Source organism: Flavobacteriaceae bacterium HL-DH10 (assembly GCA_031826515.1).
Classification (GTDB): domain Bacteria; phylum Bacteroidota; class Bacteroidia; order Flavobacteriales; family Flavobacteriaceae; genus Thalassobellus; species Thalassobellus suaedae.
The window spans coordinates 3,115,154-3,137,284 of the sequence record CP134536.1; the positions used below are offsets into that span (position 1 = coordinate 3,115,154).

The 22,131-nt window shown below is 33.7% G+C and carries 10 protein-coding genes; 1 reads left to right on the forward strand and 9 read right to left on the reverse strand.

What is annotated here, in order from left to right; translation table 11 throughout:
• Positions 1-10: 10 nt before the first annotated feature.
• The gene (locus tag RHP49_13340) at positions 11-961 is read right to left on the reverse strand and encodes a dihydrodipicolinate synthase family protein (GenBank protein ID WNH11878.1); all 951 of its coding nucleotides are present in this window, start codon (positions 959-961) and stop codon (positions 11-13) included.
• Between the two features lie 138 nt (positions 962-1,099).
• On the opposite strand from RHP49_13340, the gene RHP49_13345 reads away from it, so the two are divergent.
• Positions 1,100-1,945 carry an AraC family transcriptional regulator gene (locus tag RHP49_13345; GenBank protein ID WNH11879.1) on the forward strand — a complete coding sequence of 282 codons (846 nt, stop codon included), beginning with the start codon at positions 1,100-1,102 and terminating at the stop codon, positions 1,943-1,945.
• Positions 1,946-2,013: 68 nt separating this feature from the next.
• Here RHP49_13345 and RHP49_13350 read toward each other — a convergent pair whose 3' ends face one another.
• The 8 genes from RHP49_13350 to RHP49_13385 all read right to left on the reverse strand — a co-directional run bounded on the left by RHP49_13350 (position 2,014) and on the right by RHP49_13385 (position 21,767).
• Complete coding sequence (locus RHP49_13350) at positions 2,014-4,413, reverse strand: glycoside hydrolase family 127 protein (GenBank protein WNH11880.1); 2,400 nt, start codon at positions 4,411-4,413, stop codon at positions 2,014-2,016.
• 71 nt (positions 4,414-4,484) lie between these two features.
• Positions 4,485-5,915 (reverse strand): DUF6055 domain-containing protein, encoded by a 1,431-nt coding sequence (locus RHP49_13355; protein ID WNH11881.1) that lies wholly within the window; start codon positions 5,913-5,915, stop codon positions 4,485-4,487.
• 363 nt (positions 5,916-6,278) lie between these two features.
• A complete protein-coding gene (locus RHP49_13360; protein WNH11882.1) occupies positions 6,279-10,406 on the reverse strand; it encodes an FG-GAP-like repeat-containing protein in 4,128 nt (1,375 codons plus the stop codon).
• A gap of 151 nt (positions 10,407-10,557) precedes the next feature.
• Positions 10,558-11,979, reverse strand: coding sequence for a DUF1735 domain-containing protein (locus RHP49_13365; protein ID WNH11883.1), 1,422 nt, complete (start codon positions 11,977-11,979; stop codon positions 10,558-10,560).
• 36 nt (positions 11,980-12,015) lie between these two features.
• Positions 12,016-13,701 (reverse strand): RagB/SusD family nutrient uptake outer membrane protein, encoded by a 1,686-nt coding sequence (locus tag RHP49_13370; protein ID WNH11884.1) that lies wholly within the window; start codon positions 13,699-13,701, stop codon positions 12,016-12,018.
• Positions 13,702-13,718: 17 nt separating this feature from the next.
• Positions 13,719-16,739, reverse strand: a complete 3,021-nt coding sequence (locus RHP49_13375) for a SusC/RagA family TonB-linked outer membrane protein (GenBank protein WNH11885.1) — start codon at positions 16,737-16,739, stop codon at positions 13,719-13,721.
• Between the two features lie 32 nt (positions 16,740-16,771).
• Positions 16,772-18,544, reverse strand: a complete 1,773-nt coding sequence (locus RHP49_13380) for a RagB/SusD family nutrient uptake outer membrane protein (protein WNH11886.1) — start codon at positions 18,542-18,544, stop codon at positions 16,772-16,774.
• Positions 18,545-18,560: 16 nt separating this feature from the next.
• Positions 18,561-21,767 carry a TonB-dependent receptor gene (locus RHP49_13385; GenBank protein WNH11887.1) on the reverse strand — a complete coding sequence of 1,069 codons (3,207 nt, stop codon included), beginning with the start codon at positions 21,765-21,767 and terminating at the stop codon, positions 18,561-18,563.
• Positions 21,768-22,131 lie beyond the last annotated feature (364 nt).

The window sequence follows — 22,131 nt, forward strand, 5'->3', positions numbered from 1 at the left end:
TTGTAGTAAGCTATATTAAGTCTAAAACTTCAAGTCTTTCTTTTGCTAGAAAATATCTTGCTCGAACATCATCAATTTGCTCTTGAGTTAATTTTTTACCAAGAGTACGAAGCCCACCATCTGTATCATTATGATGAATTCCCATAGCAAACTTAAGGCATTCCATAAGCAGTGGTTGAGCATCAAGGTATGATATAGAATTCATAGCCTGAGAAATTTTGTTTGCCTCAGCCCATTCTCCTTTTAAAACATACTCCTGCATAGTAATACTAGCTTTTGGGAAGATAGTACCTACACCTGTAATTCCACCACATGCTCCAGCAAGTCCTGCATGTACAGTGACACTGTCAACACCTGCTAAAATTTTTAAATCTTTGTTCTCTAACATCAGCGTTTCAATAGTTGAAACATCTGTAGTCGATATTTTAAGAGCAGTTACTTCAGGTAGAGCAGCAAGTTTTATAAGAATATCAGTTGAGAGAGCATGATATCCGGCTGCATCAGGGTTGTTATAAGGCATAATTGTTAGGCCTGCCTCTTTTGCGGTTGCTGCAGCAAGCTCATAGTACGCAAACATTTCTTCATCAGTAGGGACCTCCTTAGTTTTTGGTGGCATGACCATGACTGCATCAACTCCAACCGTTGCAAGTCCTTCAATGATTTTGGCAAGCTCTTCCTTAGTTTCTGCTGCAGCTCCACTGATTAATGGTACATTGTATTCTTTAGCAACCTCAGAAAGAGATTTTAGTAAAGATAAACGTTGTTCGTTGCTCAGGTAGCTATTCTCACCTAGAGTACCAGAAGCTACAAGTCCGCCCATTCTGCTTCCTCCCTTACCCTGAGCATTTAAAACAGCTGCGGCTTGTTTTTGTGTTATATCAAAGTCAATTTCAAGGGCACCAGATTCCGACTCTTTTAGCCATGTAAAAACGGCTGGCATAACGACTTCCCAATTTATCATAAAAATTTAATTTATATATGCAAATTTAGACCTTGTTTGTAGAAGATTCATGACAATTATTAACTTATTGTGATACTATATTATCTTGATAATTGGTTCGTGTTGTTTTTTTTAGTAATATTAGCAAAATTCATAAAGATGAAAGTACTTCCGTTTAAAATTCCGAAGCCAGAAAATGAAGCACTCGTTTATCAAGAAGAGCATTTAAGAGTGTTATACGATCAGCTACATCAGCATAGTGAAATTCAAATTAGCTATATTCAAAATGGAGCAGGAACATTATTGGTGGGTGATACTATTAGTGATTTTAAACCCGGTGATATTTTGGTGTTTGGCCGTTATGTACCCCATGTGTTTAGTACGGATACCAATTTTGCTGATTTAACAGATGTTTACACGTTATTTTTTGACAAAGATTCTTTTGGTAAAGAGTTTTTTAATTTACCAGATATGGAAGGTTTGAATGCCTTTTTTGAAGAATCACAATATGGGATTAAAGTGAAGTCCAAAAAAAGGAAGTTAATTAAAGAGTTCCTTAAACTTAAAAAACAAAATAAAGTACAGAGAATAGGAACACTTTTAAAGATTATAGACTATATTAATCTAGCAGAAAAAAAACCACTATCTTCTTTTGTTTATAAAAAGAAATATACGGATGATGAGGGTAAGCGTATGAATGATGTGTTTAATTATGCTATGGAAAATTATTTCGAACCTATTACGCTAGAAGAAATTTCCGAAAAAGCTAACATGAGTAAAAATGCTTTTTGTCGTTATTTTAAAAAACGAACTAACAAGACTTTTTTTCAGTTTTTAATTGAAATTCGTATAGAAAACGCTTGCAAACTTATTTATAATAGTCCAGATATTTCTATTGCCTCCATCTCTGAGAAGTGCGGATTTCAAAATACAGCTAACTTTAATAGAAAGTTTAAAGAAATTAAAGGGGTTACACCGACGCATTATAGAATGCAGAGGTTTTAATACATTCTAATACAAAAAGGCTTTAGTTTTTAAAAACTAAAGCCTTTTTGTATTATTAATGCTTTTTATTATTCTAATTCCCACTCAAAAATACCAGCAGCAGTTTTCTCTGCTAGTTTTACTTCTATTTTAATAGCTTTGGTTTTAACTGGTTTAAAAACAACCTCGTTTGCTAAACCTTTTTCAAGACCATAATTTGTAGTGTTTTCAACAGGTTGCCATGTATTATTGGCATCTTTGTAATAGATTTTCCAATAATCTGGCACTTTACAACCTCCCCAAGGTTTGTCGTCGTACCAATACACGGTTGAACGGCTTACTGTTTTTTCAGAATCGAAATTATAAGAAATCCATTCTGTAGTGCCTTCTTTTGGCCACCAATGATAATATGGTAATGTACGGTCTTCAGCATCTTTAGGAATAAGCCCGTCGTTAATAGCCACAATTGGTTTAACATTATGAGAAGCATCAACTTTACTTTCTGAAGCTAGGGTTGGAGCCATCGCTGGTTTGGTTGCGTTTAATTCTATTGGTAACCAAACAGCCATATCACCACTTCCACGGTGTGCCCATGCGTAATAAGGAATCATGTTTAATTTTATATCTGTAGTAACAATTTTACCATTATCACTATATCTTAATGTTTGTGCATCGGTTTGAATAGTGTTAATACCGTAAAGTAAATCTTTTTTTGTTTCAACCTTGAATTCAGGTTTTTTGTTTAAAATCACACTGAAAATATTAAAATCATTATCTGACCATTCAGCACAATACACAATAGGACCTCTTTCTATTGACACTTTACCACGATCTGCCTCAACTGCTGGGTGTGCTTTTACTGTTCTCGGCTCCATTTCGAAGTTTATTTCTACTTTGTCACCTTTTTTCCAAGTCTTGTTAATATCGAAGTACCCTTTGTTAATAGTGCTAGAAACTGTTTTTCCGTTTACTTTAACCGAAAAATTTAAAGATTTTTTGTCTGTATAACTATAAAGATTTGAAGGCACAACCGAATTTTGAAGCCATCCTGGAACACGAACTTTAAGTGTGAATTTTTGTTTTCCTTTTGGAGCTAGATCAATATTAATATTGCCAGACCAAGGGTAGTTTGTAGTTTGTTTTAGTTTTAATGATTTACCTTTTACTTCTAAATCTGATTCATTGGACATAAATAGATTTACATAAACATCAGATTCATCTACTGCATAAATATATCCAGGAACAGATGGAATAAAACGACTAATGTTTGATGGACAACAAGCACAACCAAACCATGCTTGACGTTGGTGTTGACCAATAGATTCTAGAGGATTAGGGTAGAAGAAGCTTCCGCCATCTAATGATACACCTGAAATAAGTCCGTTATATAATGTCCGTTCTAGAACATCGTAATATTTAGAATTACCATGTAATAAAAATAAACGATAATTTAAATAAACATTTCCTATAGCAGCACAAGTTTCGCAATATGCAGACATATTTGGTAATTCGTAATTTTTTCCAAAAGATTCACCATGTCCAGTAGCTCCAATGCCTCCTGTAATGTATAATTTTTTTGATACTATATTATCCCAAATTTTATCAATAGCGTGAATGTAATCTTCATCGCCTGTAAGTGCAGCAACATCAGCCATACCAGAATACATATATGAGGCACGAACAGCATGCCCAGCGGCTTCTTCTTGTTCTAAAACAGGTTTGTGAGATTGACTATATTCACTTTTTATATGTGTATGTCCGCGCTCATCTAATAGTAACTTGGCAAAATCAAGATATTTTTTGTCTCCTGATACCACAGATAATTTTACAAGTGCCATTTCTGTTATTTGATGACCAGGTACTACCATAGTTTGACCTTGTTTATCACCAACTTCTCTAACGGCACAGTCCGCAAATTTAATGGCAATATCAAGAAAATTTCTTTTTCCTGTTGCTTGGTAGTGAGCTATAGCTCCTTCAACCATATGCCCAAGGTTATAAAGTTCATGACTTAAATCTTCTTCTTTTTCCCAGCGTTTTGATCCTGCCCATTCGTGAGTATGTTCAGGATTCATGGTACGAAACGTATATAAATAGCCATCAGGTTCTTGAGCTTTACCAATAATAGTTATTAGGCTGTCGATGTATTTACTTAATTTTTTGTTAGGATAGGTTTGCATTGAATAACTGGCACCTTCTATAGTTTTATAAACATCGGTATCATCAAATGTAAAACCTTCTACTTTATTATTTTCAGATGGGTGTGCTGCCATTATAAAGTTTTCATAACGTCCAGTTTCTTCACATTTCACAAAAGCAAGCGGAATTGTTGTTTCTCTACTAGCCTTAATGCGTTGCCCCCAAAAAGCATCCGTTACCTGCACAGATGTAAATGGTACTGGTGTAATAGGATATCCAGTATTTGTCGTTTCTTGTGCTATACTTATAAACGAGGTTAGTAGTAGGAGACTTATTATTAATCTATTCATAGAACATGTGTTTAAATTATTCTTTAGTTTATTAGGTATTCTATTTTATACTTAATCTATTTGTTAATTAATTATTCAAGAGCTGTATTCGTAAACTTTACTTTATATGGGAATTTTTGGTCATTAGATGGTTCATCATCCCATATATGGTTAACATGTTCTGTTGGAGCTCCTGTTACAACTAACCATAATGTTTTTGTGCCCTCTGGTATTATTATAGAAGCATTTCCTTTTTTAGTTCTTTCCATGGTGCCATAAAAAGGAACGTCTCCTTCTTTTACGGCAACAAAGCCATATCGCCACCCTTCTACATTAGCATAACCACCATCTAATCCATCAAAATCTACAGAAACACTAGTTCCTGCAACTGGAACACTAAGTTGAATTGCATTATAACCGTATGGTTGCGGAATTTGATTTGCTGATATTTGATAATAGCCATCACCAACAGTTTCTAATACTGTTACATGTTGATAGTTTTTCTGATCTGCTATGGATAAATTTTTAATATAATCTTTATTATAAACTCCTAAAGGATAATCCCAAGTGATATTTTTAGAGGCGTATTCAAAAACTTCATCATTAAAGACTTCTTGAGAAATTTCAGTAATTCTTTTGTAAGTTTGGATAGGGTGTTCAGGTTTTAAAGCATTTCTCCATAGTTTCCCTAAAAAGTCGATACCATGTTTTTCTTTCCAATATTCTTGTAAATACATAGATTGATATCTGATATCTTCATGTGAAAAATTTTTATGAATATTATCTAACAAATAAGGTAGTTCGCCTACATAATCTCCATTATTTTGTTGCCAAGACATATATTGTGCGCATTGTTCCCAAAACTGACCAACATAAGGTTGGTCTCTAAAACCATATTTTCCATCGCAAGCCACTTGATATTGAAAAGAATGCCCAAATTCATGAGCTATAACCGCTCCTCCATGTGTTGTTGCAGGATTTATCCATAATGCACCAATCACATTATCATAACCAGCTCCTGTGGCAAGCCATTCTTCTTGGTAAAGCAACATAACAATCATTCTATAATTGTCTGTTTGCGAGCTTCCTTTTGTTACAAATTTCATGGTGTCACGATAATAAGTATAAAAGCCTTCAGCCATTGTAATTAAATTATTGATGTCTACTCGTAGGTTTGTTCTAGAGGTTTTGCTAGGATATTGTCCAAAACCCTTTTCCCAAAAAACAATAATATCATCAGATGAAGCACTTCGTTGATAACTCCATTTGCTATCGTTAGAGTCAAAGTCGTTCTCTTTTAATTCATTTGGTATATAGACCGCTTTACCAGTAGTTGGTTTTTCTGCAAAAATATATTGAAAGTTTTCGGGAGGTGTAATTTTTGTGTCATCAGGTGTTTCAGGTGTTTCAGGTGTTTCAGGAGATTCACTTATAGGATCATCTGAACCATTACTAGATGAGCAAGAAAAGCATAGCAAAACAAAGCATGTAATGATTATTTTAAATAAAGGTATTCGTTTCATATTTATAATTTTAGATTATTTTGGGTGACCAAATATTTATAATGGCATTTATGAAATGAGCTTTGTTTAAGAAGGTTTTAATGATAAAGCCAAAGAAGACACTTTAACTTCTTTGGCTTTTCAAAAACTTAACAAACTAAACTATTAATTACTACTAAATATTTTAAGTTACTAACTTTAATCATTAAAATTTTTATAAAAACATCTTAAGGTTTAATAAAACATAAAATTATCATCTTAAAATTGTTAAGGGAAAATATAATTATCTAAAAGTGATAGTATATTATCTAATTTTATTTGATTGTGATTTTTTATATAAATATTGATTATCATTAGTTTACTGCATAAGTTAATAGAGTTTTTCTAGTTGTCTAAGACTAGTTTTTTTGTGATATTATTTATTTTTAAAAGATAAATTCCAGATGACATGGTTTTTGGAAATTTGAAGGTTGTTATTCTTGTTGATTCTGAATAGAATTTATCTAATAAAACGATATGTCTTCCATTAATATCGAAAAGATTAAACTCATCAGATAATTTTGTATTCGTAATAGAAAATTCGTCTAAAGATTTTTTAATAGGATTTGGGTATACAATGTTTTGCAAATTGTTGTTAGTTAGCTTTCCTTTAAAATAATCATTGGCAAAATAAAAATCATTTTGTCCAATTTTTTCACCAATTTTTCTGCCAGGTATGTCGTCTGCAGGTGGGTGTATACCTCCCCATATTCTAGAAAGACTGCATTGGTCTGAAGCATCGCGATATGTTGCCCATTGCAGTATAACATCTGTTGAAGGACCTTTCTCAAAAACTAAAAAATCATCTTTTTTTGCGATGAATTCGCCCAGACCACCAGGAAAGTATTCATTTCCTGTAATTAGTGTCATGACTTCTGCTGCTGCTCTAGAATAGGTTGAGTGTCCAGAAACATAACCTGCAAATGGAGGTGTTACAAATGATGGTCGTTGGTAAGGCCACCAATTTTGTGCTAATATCCAACCAACACCAGCTTCGTCTGTATTAGCATCATGAATATAGTCATGTCCTTTCCACGCATATACTTTAATTTTACCAATGTTTTCGTTGGAGTTTCCAGCCAATGGATCACCATCTTCAATGGTTTCTATATAACCTTCTTTTAAAGGAATGCCAGCTACATTATAATTTGTTTTTGAAGGATCTGAGCTTTGTCCTAATTCTGCCATAAAACGAATGGCCGAAATAGGTCTTATATAATCATACCAGCCTTTAATGCCCCATGCAGCAATTGCGCAATCGTGCATAGTACCTGCTAATGTGAAATAAGATTTTACATCCCATTCTAAATTGTCTAATTTATCTCCTGTTCCATGCCACTTTTTAATAAACAACTCATGATCATTTACATAGTTAAGTATAGTAAACCAATGTCCAGGCGGTGTTTCTGAATCAGGACCATCTGCCCAAAATTCAGCCAAAACTCTAGTGTAATCACCTCTAGGAACTATTTGTTCTTTGTATGGAGCTTGTGTATAGGGGTTTATGGTATGACCTACGCTAATATCGCCACCTTTCTCAACTTGATAGAAATCATTATAATTTTGTATATCATTAGGTAGTGACTCAAAATTAATGTTTCCAATAGACTTTGGAGATACATCCCACATCACATTATCATGAGGGTCTAGATGAGAACTCCAAATAGAAACTAAAGAGAAACCCCATTTATAGGCATCGCTCGAAGCTGTTGATGATGATATATCGAGTAGGGGTGGACTACCAGGATCATCATAAACAAGGTAGTTATTTCCTGATCTTTGATAGATTGTCTTTTCTGATTCATTTAAGTTAAAAGGTTTTACATTCCCCCATTCAGGACCCAAAAAAGTAGGGGTTGATCCTTCAATTAGATTACCACTTTGATCTATAAAGGTGTTAAAGCTTAAAGGCTGCCATCTGTTAGGGTTAATTACTAGGTCACTATTATTATCTGGATTGTTTAGTGGCAATGCAGGATTTGTTGGTGTGTAATACTGATTGCTATAATTATTTAACTCGTTTGATCCGTCTGTATGCCCATAATCAATTATAGATTGTGCTATATAATTTCCTAATGCGATAGGGTTTCCAGTAGAATAATCTGTAGATGTGTCACTAATACTATAATTCAAACCTTTCATTAAATCATCTAATTGCTTCATCGTTATATCTACATTAGGGGAATTTCTAAAACGATATTTTAATAGCCTATATGCCGCATAGCTTATTGTTTTATCTCTCGATTCTATAAGGGGTTCTGATGATTGAAAACCGTCAAACTTGTTTAAAAATCCATGCACATTGTTTCCAATAAGATATAGTTTTGCATTCGCATCATATATAGCCCAAGCGTCATACATAGCGATACTTGTATGGAAAAGGTTTCTAGCATGTACAGTAGGTCGTGCATAATCTTTTCTAATTGCTTCCAGTAAAGCTTCATTCCATAATCTGGCAACAGATTTTTTATTTATGAATGGATTTGGATCTGAGGAAGATTTTAATGAAATATTTAGGTTAACGCCCTGGCTAGAGCAATAATCATTTTTTTCAATAATTGTTATTGTACCTATTGTACCCGTTCCCCATTTTATTTTTATAGTGTTTGTGTTTTCTCCGTCTATAATGGTACCCCCAGAAACGTTCCATGCAATAGTATTTCCCGATTGTGGTGGATAAGAGTAAGATTCTGTGCTAGATTGTAATACATCACTATTTCCATAGATTTCAGATTGTGTTTCAAGATATATACAATTTCCGGAACTTATGGTGGCATAAGGATTGAAATTACATGCGTTAGGATCCATACATCCATAGTTTTTGATACTAGGTTGATTTGATGAAACGCTATAATTAGACCCTTCTATAAAATTAATGGTTTTATCTATTGGTAAATTAGTGAATGTTTCAATTTTTCCTGAAGGCCAAATTATTTTTAATTCTTGAATTTGTGTAGCATTTGCTAACCCAAAATGAACAGATTTTAAATTTTGTGATAAAAACGATTTGCCAGTATAATATCTGTACAATGTATTTTTGTTTGTTTTTAAGACTAATTTGGTTCCGATAGCATCTCTGTTAGAAGTTGTTCCTTGCAAATTAACTTTTAACCAATGCAATTCTTCAGTAGGGTTAGTAAAGTCGGTTGTAGTATTTTCATAGAAATAAGAAGGTCTGTCTGCATTGGTTACAAAAATATCTTCATCACCATCATTGTCAAAATCGAAAACTCCGGCACCAACACTAATAGTTAATGCTCCTAAATTAGAACTGTCTGATTTATCAATAAATTTAGAGCCACCATTAGCATGTAAGTTTTGAAAATAGATATTTTTTTCAGAGTTATGCCCCTTATATTCGAAACCATTAAGTACCAATAAATCTTCATCCCCATCTAAGTCGAAATCAGCAAAAACAGTATCCCAAGACCATCCACCAGATTGTACACCTTGTTCTAGTGCTAAATCAATAAATGTGTTGTCACCTTTATTTGTTAATAAAGGATTCATTAAGACATCTGTAATATACATATCAAAAAAGCCATCATTATTATAGTCTCCAAATGCAATTCCCATATCATTTCGAGCATGGTTTAATCCATATTTACTAGCTTCTTCGGTGAAGCCTTTCCCATTTTGATTTATAAATAAATCGTTAGTTCTATTTATTACATCATTAGCAAGATATAAGTCCATCCAACCATCATTATTAAAATCGAACGGTATACTCATTAAGGAGTTCTTATGTTCTGTATTTCCAAATAAATCAATTTGACTGGTGAATGTTCCATCGCCATTATTTGTATAAAAACTATTACTATCACATCCTTTCCAATCAGAAATATATAAATCTAAGAAGCCATCTTTATTATAATCAAACCAAGTAGCTCCAGTATTAATACATCGACTGTCTACTCTTAAGCCAGCTTGGTCTGTTACATCTTTAAAAGTGCCATTTCCTTGGTTATGAAAAAGATAAATTTGATAAACATTAGTCATAAATAAATCGGGGAAGCCGTCATTATCGTAATCACCCCAAAAAGCGCCGTGTTTTACGCCTTCAAAAACTTTATCATATGTCGTTCCGTCTTTTTCAATGGGAAATAAATTCAACAATAGCCCAGATGCTTCTGTAGCATCTGTAAAAGTACCATCATTATTGTTTTTGAATAACCTACTATGACTTTTGCTTATACCATCTTCATCTTTGCCTAAAGCCACAACAAACATATCAAGAAATCCATCTTTATTATAATCTGCTATGGCTACACCATTATTTTCTTCTAAAATGCTAAGTCCAGCGACAGATTCAATTCTATTAAAAGTTTGAGCTTTTAAATAATGACAAGGGATTATAAAAAGTAAAATAAATATAAAAACTGAATGTTTTATTATTTTATTTTTTAGTTGATAAGTTTTAATTGGCATTATAATAAATTTGATTTTAAAATAAAGCGGAATGAATTTTTTCATTTTACTAAAAGGTTTTATAATAATATTGAAAAAAGAAATACGTTATAATAATAAACCCCAATAAAAACCAATTATTTGGTGCATATTGGGGTTTATTATTATCAAGAATTAAATGTAAATTCTTGACAGGTTATTTCTATTTTTAAATAAATTAAGGCCTCCACTCATTTACACCATCTCTAATTCTATTTCTCCAAACCATTTCTGTCGAAACATTTGTTGTGTATTCTTCAAAAGCGTAGTTTACTGTATAGTTTAAATTAAAGGTTCCTGTAGCAGGATCGTAAGTGTTAGTACCATTCTCTACAATACTTGCTATAGGAGAACTTTCGTAACCTACTGGCGCAGGAATACCCCAAACTCTCCATTCGTGAATACCTATAAATTCAGCTGGAGGCGTTGCATAAATGCGAATTTTATTTGTATCAATTTTATCAAAACTGGTAACGTTATATTTATCAGGGTCATTACCTGTGTCGATAACACCATAATCTGCTTCTGATACAGCCACGCCATTAACAACGTTATTGTTGTAAAGTATTTTCCATTCACCTAAATCTAAATCCCAATATTCAAGATAAGATTTATTAGGAAATACAACTCCACCACCATCTGCTGCCCAATACACTTCAGACATAGTTATAGAAAATGTTGAGCCAAAATCATACTCAATCCAATTCTCAGCAGCAGGTCCAGAAGGAGCGCCATAGTTACCCCAAGCTAATATTTGATCTGTAAAAGCAGAGCTTGCAGGATCAGTACCGCTTTTTACAGCATTTTCACTATTCCAAGGTGCAACATATGAGGAAGTTACTGTGGCATCTAAGGCTATGTTTTTTGGAGAATTGTCTACCTCTAGGTTTGGACTATATTCTAATGAAACCGAATTATCTGCGTTTACATGCAATTTCATTTTATAATTATCACCTATTAAATTCATTAAACCATTCATTTCAAGTGAATCTAAGTATATGGTACTGCCTTTTAGTACGTTACTAATATTACCGCTATTTAAAGTCTCTCCACCTGGAGCAACCGTTTCAAAATCACCATTTTGATTATAAAAACCTTCTTGCTTATTAATGTACTTTAAAACAAGTATTTGAGTTTTTTGAGTACTCAATATACTATCCTCTGAAGTTTCAATTAATTTAAAAGGAATCGCATAATTCATTTTTGTTGTTAGTGGATCGTTTAAAAATTGAATTGAATCTAAAACAATCGATACTTTACCTACAGTTTCTCCAGCTGGAATAATGAATCTGCTTGAATTACTTAAACTGTAGTAATTTGCAGGTAGCATCGTGTAATCTGTGCCACTAAGTAGGCTTGGATCCAATTGGTATTCAGCCCATCTTTCATTTTTATTATCCAGGATACCGGCTAAATAAATACCGGCATCCAGTTTTAAACCTTCTCCTTTAACTACCGTTCTCCATAAGACTCCTGTTTCATTAGAGCCACCATCTGCACTCGAAAAAGCTACCGAAGAAAACTCATTATCCAGTCTAAATTCATCATAGCAGCTTGTTAAAACGCTAAGTAATACTAAAAATATTAATATTTTTTTCATATGTTTCATTTGTTAAATCTTTTTCAATTAAATGGGTTACCAGCCCGCATTTTGTTTAAGATTACTCATAATCAATGTTTGTGAGTATGGCAACGGTGCATATATCATGTAATCTTGATATGTATGGTTTTCTACATTAACGTAGTTATAATCATCCCCATTTACCAAATCACGTGTTATTTCAACACCTTCTATAGCATGGTTAAGTGCTTTATTCCATCTACGAATATCCCAAAACCTAAAGCCTTCAAAGCATAATTCAATACGTCTATTGTTTTGGATAAAATCTCTGAATGCTTCTGTTCCAGCACTTTCTTGGTCAAGCATGTATTGGTCTTCATATTCTGGAGTACCAGCGTTTGAATCTATACCAGCGCGCATTCTAATTTTTGCCATAACATCTGAGGCAGAGTACCCTAAAGCATTACCATCTGGACCATATGCTTCGTTAGCTGCTTCAGCAAAATTAAGATAAAGCTCAGTTTTACCAAGATATACATAAAATTTAATATCATTTACAGTATTACTAGGATCTAATTTTACCGTTTTGCTCAATAGCTTTTTCATATAATATCCAGTTCGAGTTCCTTGTTGGGTTAAACCACCAGGAGCATCTGCACCACCAATATATGTTTTTATAGAGGTACCATTATAGACATCACCATTAAAGAAAATGAATCTGTAAAACCGTTCATCTCGATTTGAATAAGGGTCTTCTGCATTATATAAAGCACTTGTTTCAATAGGATACCCATCGGCAGTTGGAAAAATATTTACTAAATTTTGAGAAGGATTACACTGTCCACTACCAAAAAGAGAAGGAGGGTAGTAATTGCTTTCTAAACCACGACCTTGATATGTTGGTTGTATCCAAATGTTATCAAAACTTGTAGCATCGTTAAAGTTATTGTAAGGTGTCAAATCTGTTAATCCGCCAGACGCATCAATAGCCTCGGCGGCAGCAGTAGCAGCGCGTTCCCATAAGGCTTGTGTAGAAGGTCCATAAGCAGGACTCGCCGCATTTAAATACACTCTAGCTTTTAACGCCATAGCAGCTAACCCAGAAGCTCTTCCTCTATTGTTTAAACCAGTAAATACATCGGCGCCACCGTCATACTTTAAAGGCAGTATAGCAATTGCAGCATCGCAATCTTGCACAATTTGAGCAACGCATTCTTCATAGGTGTTTCTTGGAAGGTCTAAGTCGTCGCCTTGCTCTAATGCTTTTGTAACAATAGGAAAGCCAAGAACTTCAGATCCACCCGCTTCAGGCTTGCCCGCATAGTTTTTCAACAATTCGGCTTGATAAAAAGCTTTTAAAAAATAGGCTTCTCCTAATCTATTCGATTTAAGTATGGAGTCTCTATATTTGTCTGATACACTGTAAATTAAATCTGCACCATTTTCGATGTATAAATTAAGATACTTAATTTTATCGTAAGTATATCCCCAGTTTCCAATAGGGCTACTTTCTACATTCCAGCTACCTAGCGCTAGTGAATTACTGCCAGGTTGTGAAGGGACGGCGTTGTCAGTATAATAATCCATCGTTATAGGGTAGCTAGTATTTAAACCCGCATAAGCGTTTGCTAAGATGCCTTCACCATAGGTTGAGTGGCTCCAAAGATCTTCTGTTGTTTGATCCTGTATTGGAAGGGGATCAATCTGACAAGAGGTCAAGAAGATACCGAAAATTAAATAATAATATATTTTATGTTTCATAATCTTGTTGTTATTGATTAAAATTTGCATGATACCCCTAAAGTAAAGGTTCTATATATTGGAAAACTATTTACACCTGCACTTATACTTTCTGGATCTAAATTGTATTTAGATAATTTGGAGAAAGATGCTATGTTTTTTCCTCTAACAAAGAATTTTAAGTTAGGTAATATAAAATTAGTACCGGCAGCTTTAGGCATCGTGTAACTAAGTTCTATGTTCTTAATACTAAAATAAGCAGCACTCTCTAGCCAAAATGTAGAGCTTTGGTAATTGTTTTGAGATAGCGTCGTTAGCCTTGGGATATCATTAGTTACAGGATATCTGTTTAATAGAACTTCTGAGTAATTAGCCCTTGGATTACTTCCATTGAAATAACTAGTATTTAAAGATCTTACACCATCTGCGATACCTTGACCAACAATATAAAGTCCAAAACCTTTATATTTTAAGTTCAGGTTTGCGCCGTAATAGATTCTTGGTGCATGGTCTCCTGTAATGTGTATATCTTTTTCATCAACTACACCATCATTATTGTAATCTTGATATCTTATATCACCTGGTTGCACATCACCCCAACTTTGAGTAACACCTCTAGAAGAAATTTCACTTTCAGATTGGTATAAACCTTCAGCTGCATAAGTTCTGTACAAATCAGTATCGGTACCAGCTAATTTTCTATAATCATCAAGTGCTTCAGGTTCATCTACATCTACATATTTAGATCTGTTATACATGATGTTTCCACCAAAGCTATATTTTAGGTCACCAATACTATTTTTAAACTGCAGGTAGCCTTCAAGTCCCCATTGTTTGGTCTCTCCATAATTACTAAGTGGCAGGAAGCTTCCCGTGCCAAAAAGTGATGGTGTTAAAGAACTTCTTTGAGATATTTGGTTATAGTTTCTGCGGGCATAGTAATTAGCCTCGAATGCTAAGGTTTTATTTAACAATTCACCTTGTAGGCCAATGTTTAAATAACTCATTTTAGGAAGCTCGTAATTTGTGCTACCTTCTTGTTGGATAGCATAAACATTAACACCGTTACCTCTGTTCCCTTCAATACCAGATTGCCATCCACCAACATTTTGCCAAAGTGTTGTGCCTAAATAGTATGAATTATATGTAGCATTTCCAGAAGAATCAGCAAAAAATGTATTAAAATTTTCATTGCCAACGACGCCATACGAACCAAAGAATTTTAAATAATTTACAAATTTACTATCTTTTAAGAACGATTCGTTGCTGGCAATCCAAGCAGCACCTGCGGTTGGATAGACTTTGTATCGGTTACCGTCAGGTAACTTCATACTTCCTGAATACGCTAAATCAAGTTGTAAAACATATTTGTCATCATAAGCGTAATTTGATCTATAACTAAAATCTTGTTTTTTTACAGGTTGGTAGTTTGCAAATCTTCGTGTTTCAACAAGTCCAGAATAATAAGAAGCATTCATTGTTAATGCATGTTTACCAAAGGTTTTGTCATAATTTAAACTTAACAGTGCTGTGGTACTCCTTGTAAAATTATCTCCAAGAGGACCTAGGTTAGGTTCAATTATTTCTTCCTGAGTTCTTTCTAATTCGTTATTAGGTAATAACCTGTAAAGTTCTGCACTACCTCCTTTTCCATTACGAACATTACTATAAATATCGAAAGCAGCTGTTCCTGTAAAGGTAAGACCGTCTAATAATGAATCTAAATCTAATAATAACGATGCAGAGTTTTGGGAATTAAGATTAACACCTTCTGAGTAGCCACTATATAGTAAGTTGTTTTCAATATTTGAATTAAAATCATTACTTACTATATATTTACTATCATATGCTATAGCGTGGGCATTTGCAGGTGTTCCAGCAATATAACTAAATAAATCAAAATTACCATTTTGTCCTGGATTGTCTAATTCTTGATAGGTACCAGATAAATTAACATTAAATTGGATTTTTTCGGTTAATTTGATATTTACACCACCTCTAACTTTAAAACGATTAGATGATGTATCATCACCAATTTTTTCTAACCCTTTGGTTTGAACAAAGTCTAAAAGTGAAAAATAGTTAACTTTTTCATCTCCACCACTAAAATTAAGATTTGCTCTGCTAAATGTTGATGCTTTTTTAACATAATCGTTATAGTAATCTATATTAGGATAGTATAAAGGGTTTGATCCGTTTTGGTAGGCAGCTAATGCCGTAGATGAGTATAATGGTGATAAACCATCATTCACTAAAGCTTCGTTATATAATGTTGCATAGTTATAAGAATCTAAATATTCAGGCTTTGCAGTAGGTGAACTAAAACCACTTTCGGTAGATATCGATACATTTTTTTTGAACTTTTCACCTGTTTTTGTAGTTATCCACATTACTGGGTTTGTACTTGATAAGCCTAAGGCAGCTAATCCAGATAAATCTTTTATAACCTGAATTGTTTCAATTTCATAAACCGTAAGATCTGACGGGTCTCTTATAATACCATCAATATAAAATGATACTCCTTGACCTCTTAATGAAGCAGAAGCACCTTGTTCTGTGGGGTTATTTCTAAATAGATTAATTTGTAAACCAGGAATTCTTCCCGCTAGTGTTTCTAGAAATGTACCTGCCGGGTATGATGCGAGTTCGTCCCCTGTTATAGTATAAGTAGAAGAAACACTTCTGTTATTAGAAAAAGTTTGAAAAGGTAGCCTTACATTATTTTCTAAATTCCCCATATTTAGTATTGTAATATTGGGTTCTGTTAATTCTCCTTCTATTATTTCTATAACTTTAAATATGTATCCGTCTTCGTCAATAGTAAGCTGATCTTTTTCTGAAGCTACTTCAATTGAAAAAACACCTGCTTTATTCGTGATACTCTTGTCTTTTGCTTCAAATGACTTAACAAGAACATTTGAGATAGGGTGTCCATCACTATCCATAATCTTACCAGTAACTTGAGAAACGGCGTCGCTCTCTTGCGCTTGTAAAGATGTAGAACAGAATATCCCGATGGTTGCAAAAAACATTAACATGTTTAAGATTTTTCTATACATAATTGTTTTCTTTTTTCGTGTTAATAATAATTTTACCATCCTGGATTTTGTTTAAACGATTCGAACATTAAAGCGTCCTGTAAAGGAATAGGCCATTTGTAATGTTTTTGATCGAATGTTCTTGTAAAATATGGTTCTGAAGCTCTTTCTATTATATAACCAGTAGGTGAAGCAGGATCTTCTGTGAAATTATCTTCAAAATATTGTTTGTATTCTAGTTTGCTAGCATCACCCCACCTAGATAAGTCAAAAAAGCGTTTTCCTTCTAAATAAAGCTCTACAGCTCTTTCGTTTTTAATACGCGTTCTAAACATTTCTTTAGAAGCTAAGTAAGACGTGTTTACTGGAGGCATTTTAACACGATCTCTAACAATGTTTACTGCCTCAACAGCACTTATAGTAGCTCCAGGAAGTTTATAGTTAGGTCCGTCAAGTTCATTAGCTGCCTCTGCGTACTGTAAAAGAATATCAGATAATCTAAAATAAATAACATGTGTAAATGGTGCCGCAGCTCCAGACCATTGGTCTACATTTTTACCCCAGAATTTTCTAGCCATATAACCTAAATGAGCATCTCCTGGTTGACTGTTTCTTTCTGCTCCACCTTTATACAATTCTAAATATTTATCGGTTAAACTGGTCCATCTTTCACCATTAAAAAGAATAGAATGGTAAAATCTTGGGTCTCTTCCAACAAATGGATTTTGTGGATCAAAACTAGGGTCGTCTTTAATAGATAAACCATTTACTGTTTCAAATCTATCTACAAATGTTGCAGAAGGTGTAAATCCTTGTGTTACATTTTTGCTTTCAATACTTGTAGTTGTTAATACACGATATGCACCACCTGCACCATTTAGGGCAGCATAGTTTTCCCAAATAATTTCATCGTGATAAGGTTGGTACATAAAAATACTATCAAAACTTGCAGCATATTCTATAGTCTCAACTCCTCCTGATGGGATTTTGTATGTTACTTTATCTGTTCCTTTAGATTGTATTAGTTTGTATCTATTGTTGCCAAAAGGACCTAATTCAGATAACAAATCCCATGATGCTTGGGCAGCAAGTTTCCATTTAGCGGCATCATTTGAAGGATTATTGCTTGGACTAGCGCTAAATAAAAGAGCAGACGCTTTAACCGCCATAGCTGCTCCTTTTTCCGGTCTACCTAAGTTTTGAATGTCCCACCTTTGAGGTAATAGCACAGCAGCAGAATCGCAGTCTGCAGCAATTTTTAATGCTGTTTCGTGGTAAGAAAGCCTAGGTAATTCAAAATCATCTGAGGCATTAAAAGAATTCGTAATATATGGCATTCCTCCTTGGCGCTTAAGCATTTCGTAATAATACCAAGCTCTCATAAAATGTGCCTGACCTTTTAATTCGTCTAATTCTCCTTGTGTTGCACCTTCTAATTTAGGAAGATACTCTAGTGTTTTATTTGCAATACGTATACTAGACCATGCATTCCAAACACCGTAAAACTGTAGAGCTTGCCCTGTGTCGTAAGATCTTAACCAATCTCCTCCTTGTGCAATTGGCATGGTTTCCCAGTTAATTGAATTCACATAGCCTTCATCGCTTAATGCAGCAATATAGCTATAATCACCAGCGCTAAGGTAATTTTGCAAATGCTTATACATACCATCTTCATACTGTCTAAACTTGAAGTAGTCCTGAAGCAAGTCTTCCTCGGGTATACCTGCAGAATCTGCTACCTTATCTAGATAATCTTCACAACCAGTAAGACTGATTAATGCAGAGAAACCTAATATAATTGATAAATAATTTATTGCTCTTTTCATGTTTCTGATTTTTTTATTAGAATTTTGCACGAAGTTCTAAGGTGTATCTTTTCATTTGTGGATAGGCTCCAAAATCAACTCCAAAATTCGATCCTTCAGGATCACCACCCCATTTACGTTTTCTCCAAGTCCATAAATTGGTTCCTATTAAACCAAATTCTAAGCTTGAAATACCAACCGCTTTTTTAATAGCTTTAGATTGAATAGCATAACGAATGTTAGCACTTCTTAATCGTATATACTGGCCTTCAACCATTGAAAAGTCGCTAATTTGATAATTATATTGCTTACTAGCTTCGGCATGAACAGCAGGAAACTCTGGATTAGTATTTGTTGGTGTCCAGTGATTTGCATGCGCTGTATAAGCATTATCTTTATTTTCTGTGAAAGGATATAAGTAAAATAAACCACCTTGTCTCATTGGTGTTTGTACACTACTAATACCATAGAAGTTTAATTCTAACGATAAGTTTTTATAACCACCACTTAAAGTACCATTCCATGTTAGGTTAGGTATTGAAGGGCTTTCTGCAACCACGCGGTCTTGACCATCAATAGAACCATCTCCATTAAAATCTAGAAATTTAAAATCTCCAACAATTGGGTTTCCACCTCCAACTTTAGGGTACAAAAATAAATCGTCGAAACTTTGATAAAAACCTTGAGTTACAATACCTGTTGCAGGTGTATAGGACCCCATTCTTCTTGCGATATCAACAGGTTTTCCTTCTGCTTTTAAGTTGAAAGGAATATTGTCTGATTCATCATAATATACCATTCTGTTTTCTGAAGCAGATACATTACCTGAGAACATGATATAGGAACCGTCTTTAAACGCTTTATTAAACCCTAATTCTACTTCGAAACCGTGACTTTTAGAAGATCCTATATTTGCTTGAATATCTGGAACTCCCGCATAAGAAGGAACTCTTTGTCTTGTTTGAAGCATATCTTCTCTTCGTTCATCAAACAAATCAATATTAAGCGTAAAAAGGTTATTTAAGAAAGCAAATTCAAAACCTAAGTTTTGTTTATATACACGTTCCCATGTAGCATCTAGTATTGGAAGACGACCTTCGTTTATATATCCATAACCTTGTTGTGGATATCCAAATGAAGTACCTCCACCTTGAGTAAATTCAGAAAGATATAGCCATCTGTCTATACCTGCAGAGTTACCTACAATACCATAAGAATACTTGATTTTTAACATATTGATAGATTCTTTCAAGTTTTTAAAAAACTTTTCGTTAGAAATAACCCATCCACCAGCTGCTGCAGGAAACGTACCAAAACGAAGTCCTGGTGCAAATTTTTCAGATCCAGAATGTGCTACACTCGTTTCTAAGAAAAAGCGATCGTCGTAATTATAATTTAAATTACCTACCCAGTTTTCTTCAAAACTTGGGAAAAAGTATAATTGATCTCCAACTGATTTTCTACGGCTAATTAACCCCAATCCTGATACATTATGTTTACCAAAAGAACGATTATATGCTAAATTGAATTGAAAATATTGACTTCTCCAGCCTTTAAAAATGTTTTCAGAACCATTTACCTGTAATGTTGGTTGAGGTGTATCTAAATCTAGACCTCCATAATTATCAAATCTAGACCATTCTTGAGTATCTCGATTAAGATAGTATCCAAAATACTGAGGTAACCAATAATTTTTTTGATAAATTACGTTAGAGTTATAAGAGTACAATACATTTGTAGATAAGCCTTTTGTGATAAAATCAAGCTTTTGGTCGAACTGAAGATCAACATTAAGCTCATTCGCTTTAAATCTATTAAAACCTTGAGCTCCTAACCAGTTCATTTCAACTTCACCTTGTGCGGGATTAATATATGGTCTTGGTCCTGTTTGGTTATAAGGTATTACATTATCTGGATACTGCTCTAAAGCATCTGCAGGGTAAAAAGGCATTGAAGTTACAGGTTCATACCAAATTGGTTGCGTAAACGTATCTTCTGGTTTGCCCCATGCTTTAACATTACCACCTAAATTAATAGTTAATTTTGTTGTTTTAGAAATATTAAAGTCAAGATTGTTTTTAAAATTGTAACGTGTACTTCCGTAATGTGCATTTTGTTTGTCATAATCGTAAGGGAATTGATCTCCTACAGACCAAATATCGCCTTCTTTAAGAAAACCTACAGAAGCATAATATTGAACGAAATTGTTACCACCTCTAGCATTAAGATTGTATGTTTGATCGAAACCTGGTTCAAAATAATAATCCATCCAGTCTGTATTAGAATATAAATAAGGAAGATCCTGAGTCCTATAATGCTCGAGTACTTCATCTGATACTAAAAGATCCCATTTGCCGTCATTGGCCCAAGCTTCATTTCTAAGCTTCATAGTTTCATAAGCATTCATATATTCTGGAAGTATAGCTGCTGTTTTTACAGAAACACTGCTAGAAAAATCTAATTCCAGAGCACCTCTTCTACCTCTTTTAGTTGTGACAATAATAACGCCATTTGCGCCTTTAACACCATAAACAGCTGTAGCAGAGGCGTCTTTAAGAATCGAAATAGATTCAATATCATTAGCATCTATGTTTGAGAATGTTCTTTCTACACCATCTACAATAAATAAAGGAGTGTTATTTCCCATTGAAGAGTTGCCACGAATAGACATTTGTATAGGTGATGCTGCATAGTAACCTCCTAAAGCTTCCTCACCCGGAGTAGGGTCGGTTTGAATAACCGTTAAACCAGGTAATCTACCTTGTAGACTGTTTTCTACACTACTACCCATTCTAACTGACATAAGTTTTTCTCCTGATATTTTGGAAACAGCACCTACCACTGATTCTTGTTTTTGAGCTTTACCAAAAGCAACAATAACAATGTCTTCTAGAACTTCTTGACTTGGAACCAATGATACATTAATTTCTGTTTTCCCATTAATAGGAATCTCTTGTGTTTTAAAACCCACAAAAGAGAATACTAAGGTTTCATCGCTCGATGCTGAAACAGTAAATTTTCCGTCGAAATCTGAAGATGCACCTCTACCGGTGGATCCTTTAACCAAAATCGTTGCACCAAATACTGGTACGCCTTCAGAATCTATTACTGTTCCTGTTATATTTTGTCTTTGCGCATAAGTTGCAACGCTGAAAATAAACATGAAAACAAACATTATTCTGTAACGAAGTAAACTGGATTTACTTGGAACTCCTCTACAAGGGATAAAGTTGATTTTTTTCATAAAATTTGGTTTTTCAAGGTTTGTTAGACCATTTTACTTTTAATTGTTATTGTTTATTGGTTTTAAAAATTGAGTTATTTGTGTTTCATTGATTATCATTTTTTTGTTTTTATTTTAGGATTAATGTTTCTGAAAAAAATTAATAAATCGTTAACTTTAAATTTAGTAGTTAACCAAATATTTTTTGCTTGCTTACTAAGCAACTATCTTTAAAAAAAAATATAACAATCACATCTTTAATGAGATGGTTTTGTTTTTAAAAAGAAAGGAATTGACGTTTGGTAAAATTAGAATGTTAATATTTTATTAATTAAATATAATTAGCAGAAAGTGATACTATATTAACTTGTTTGTGAATTTTTCA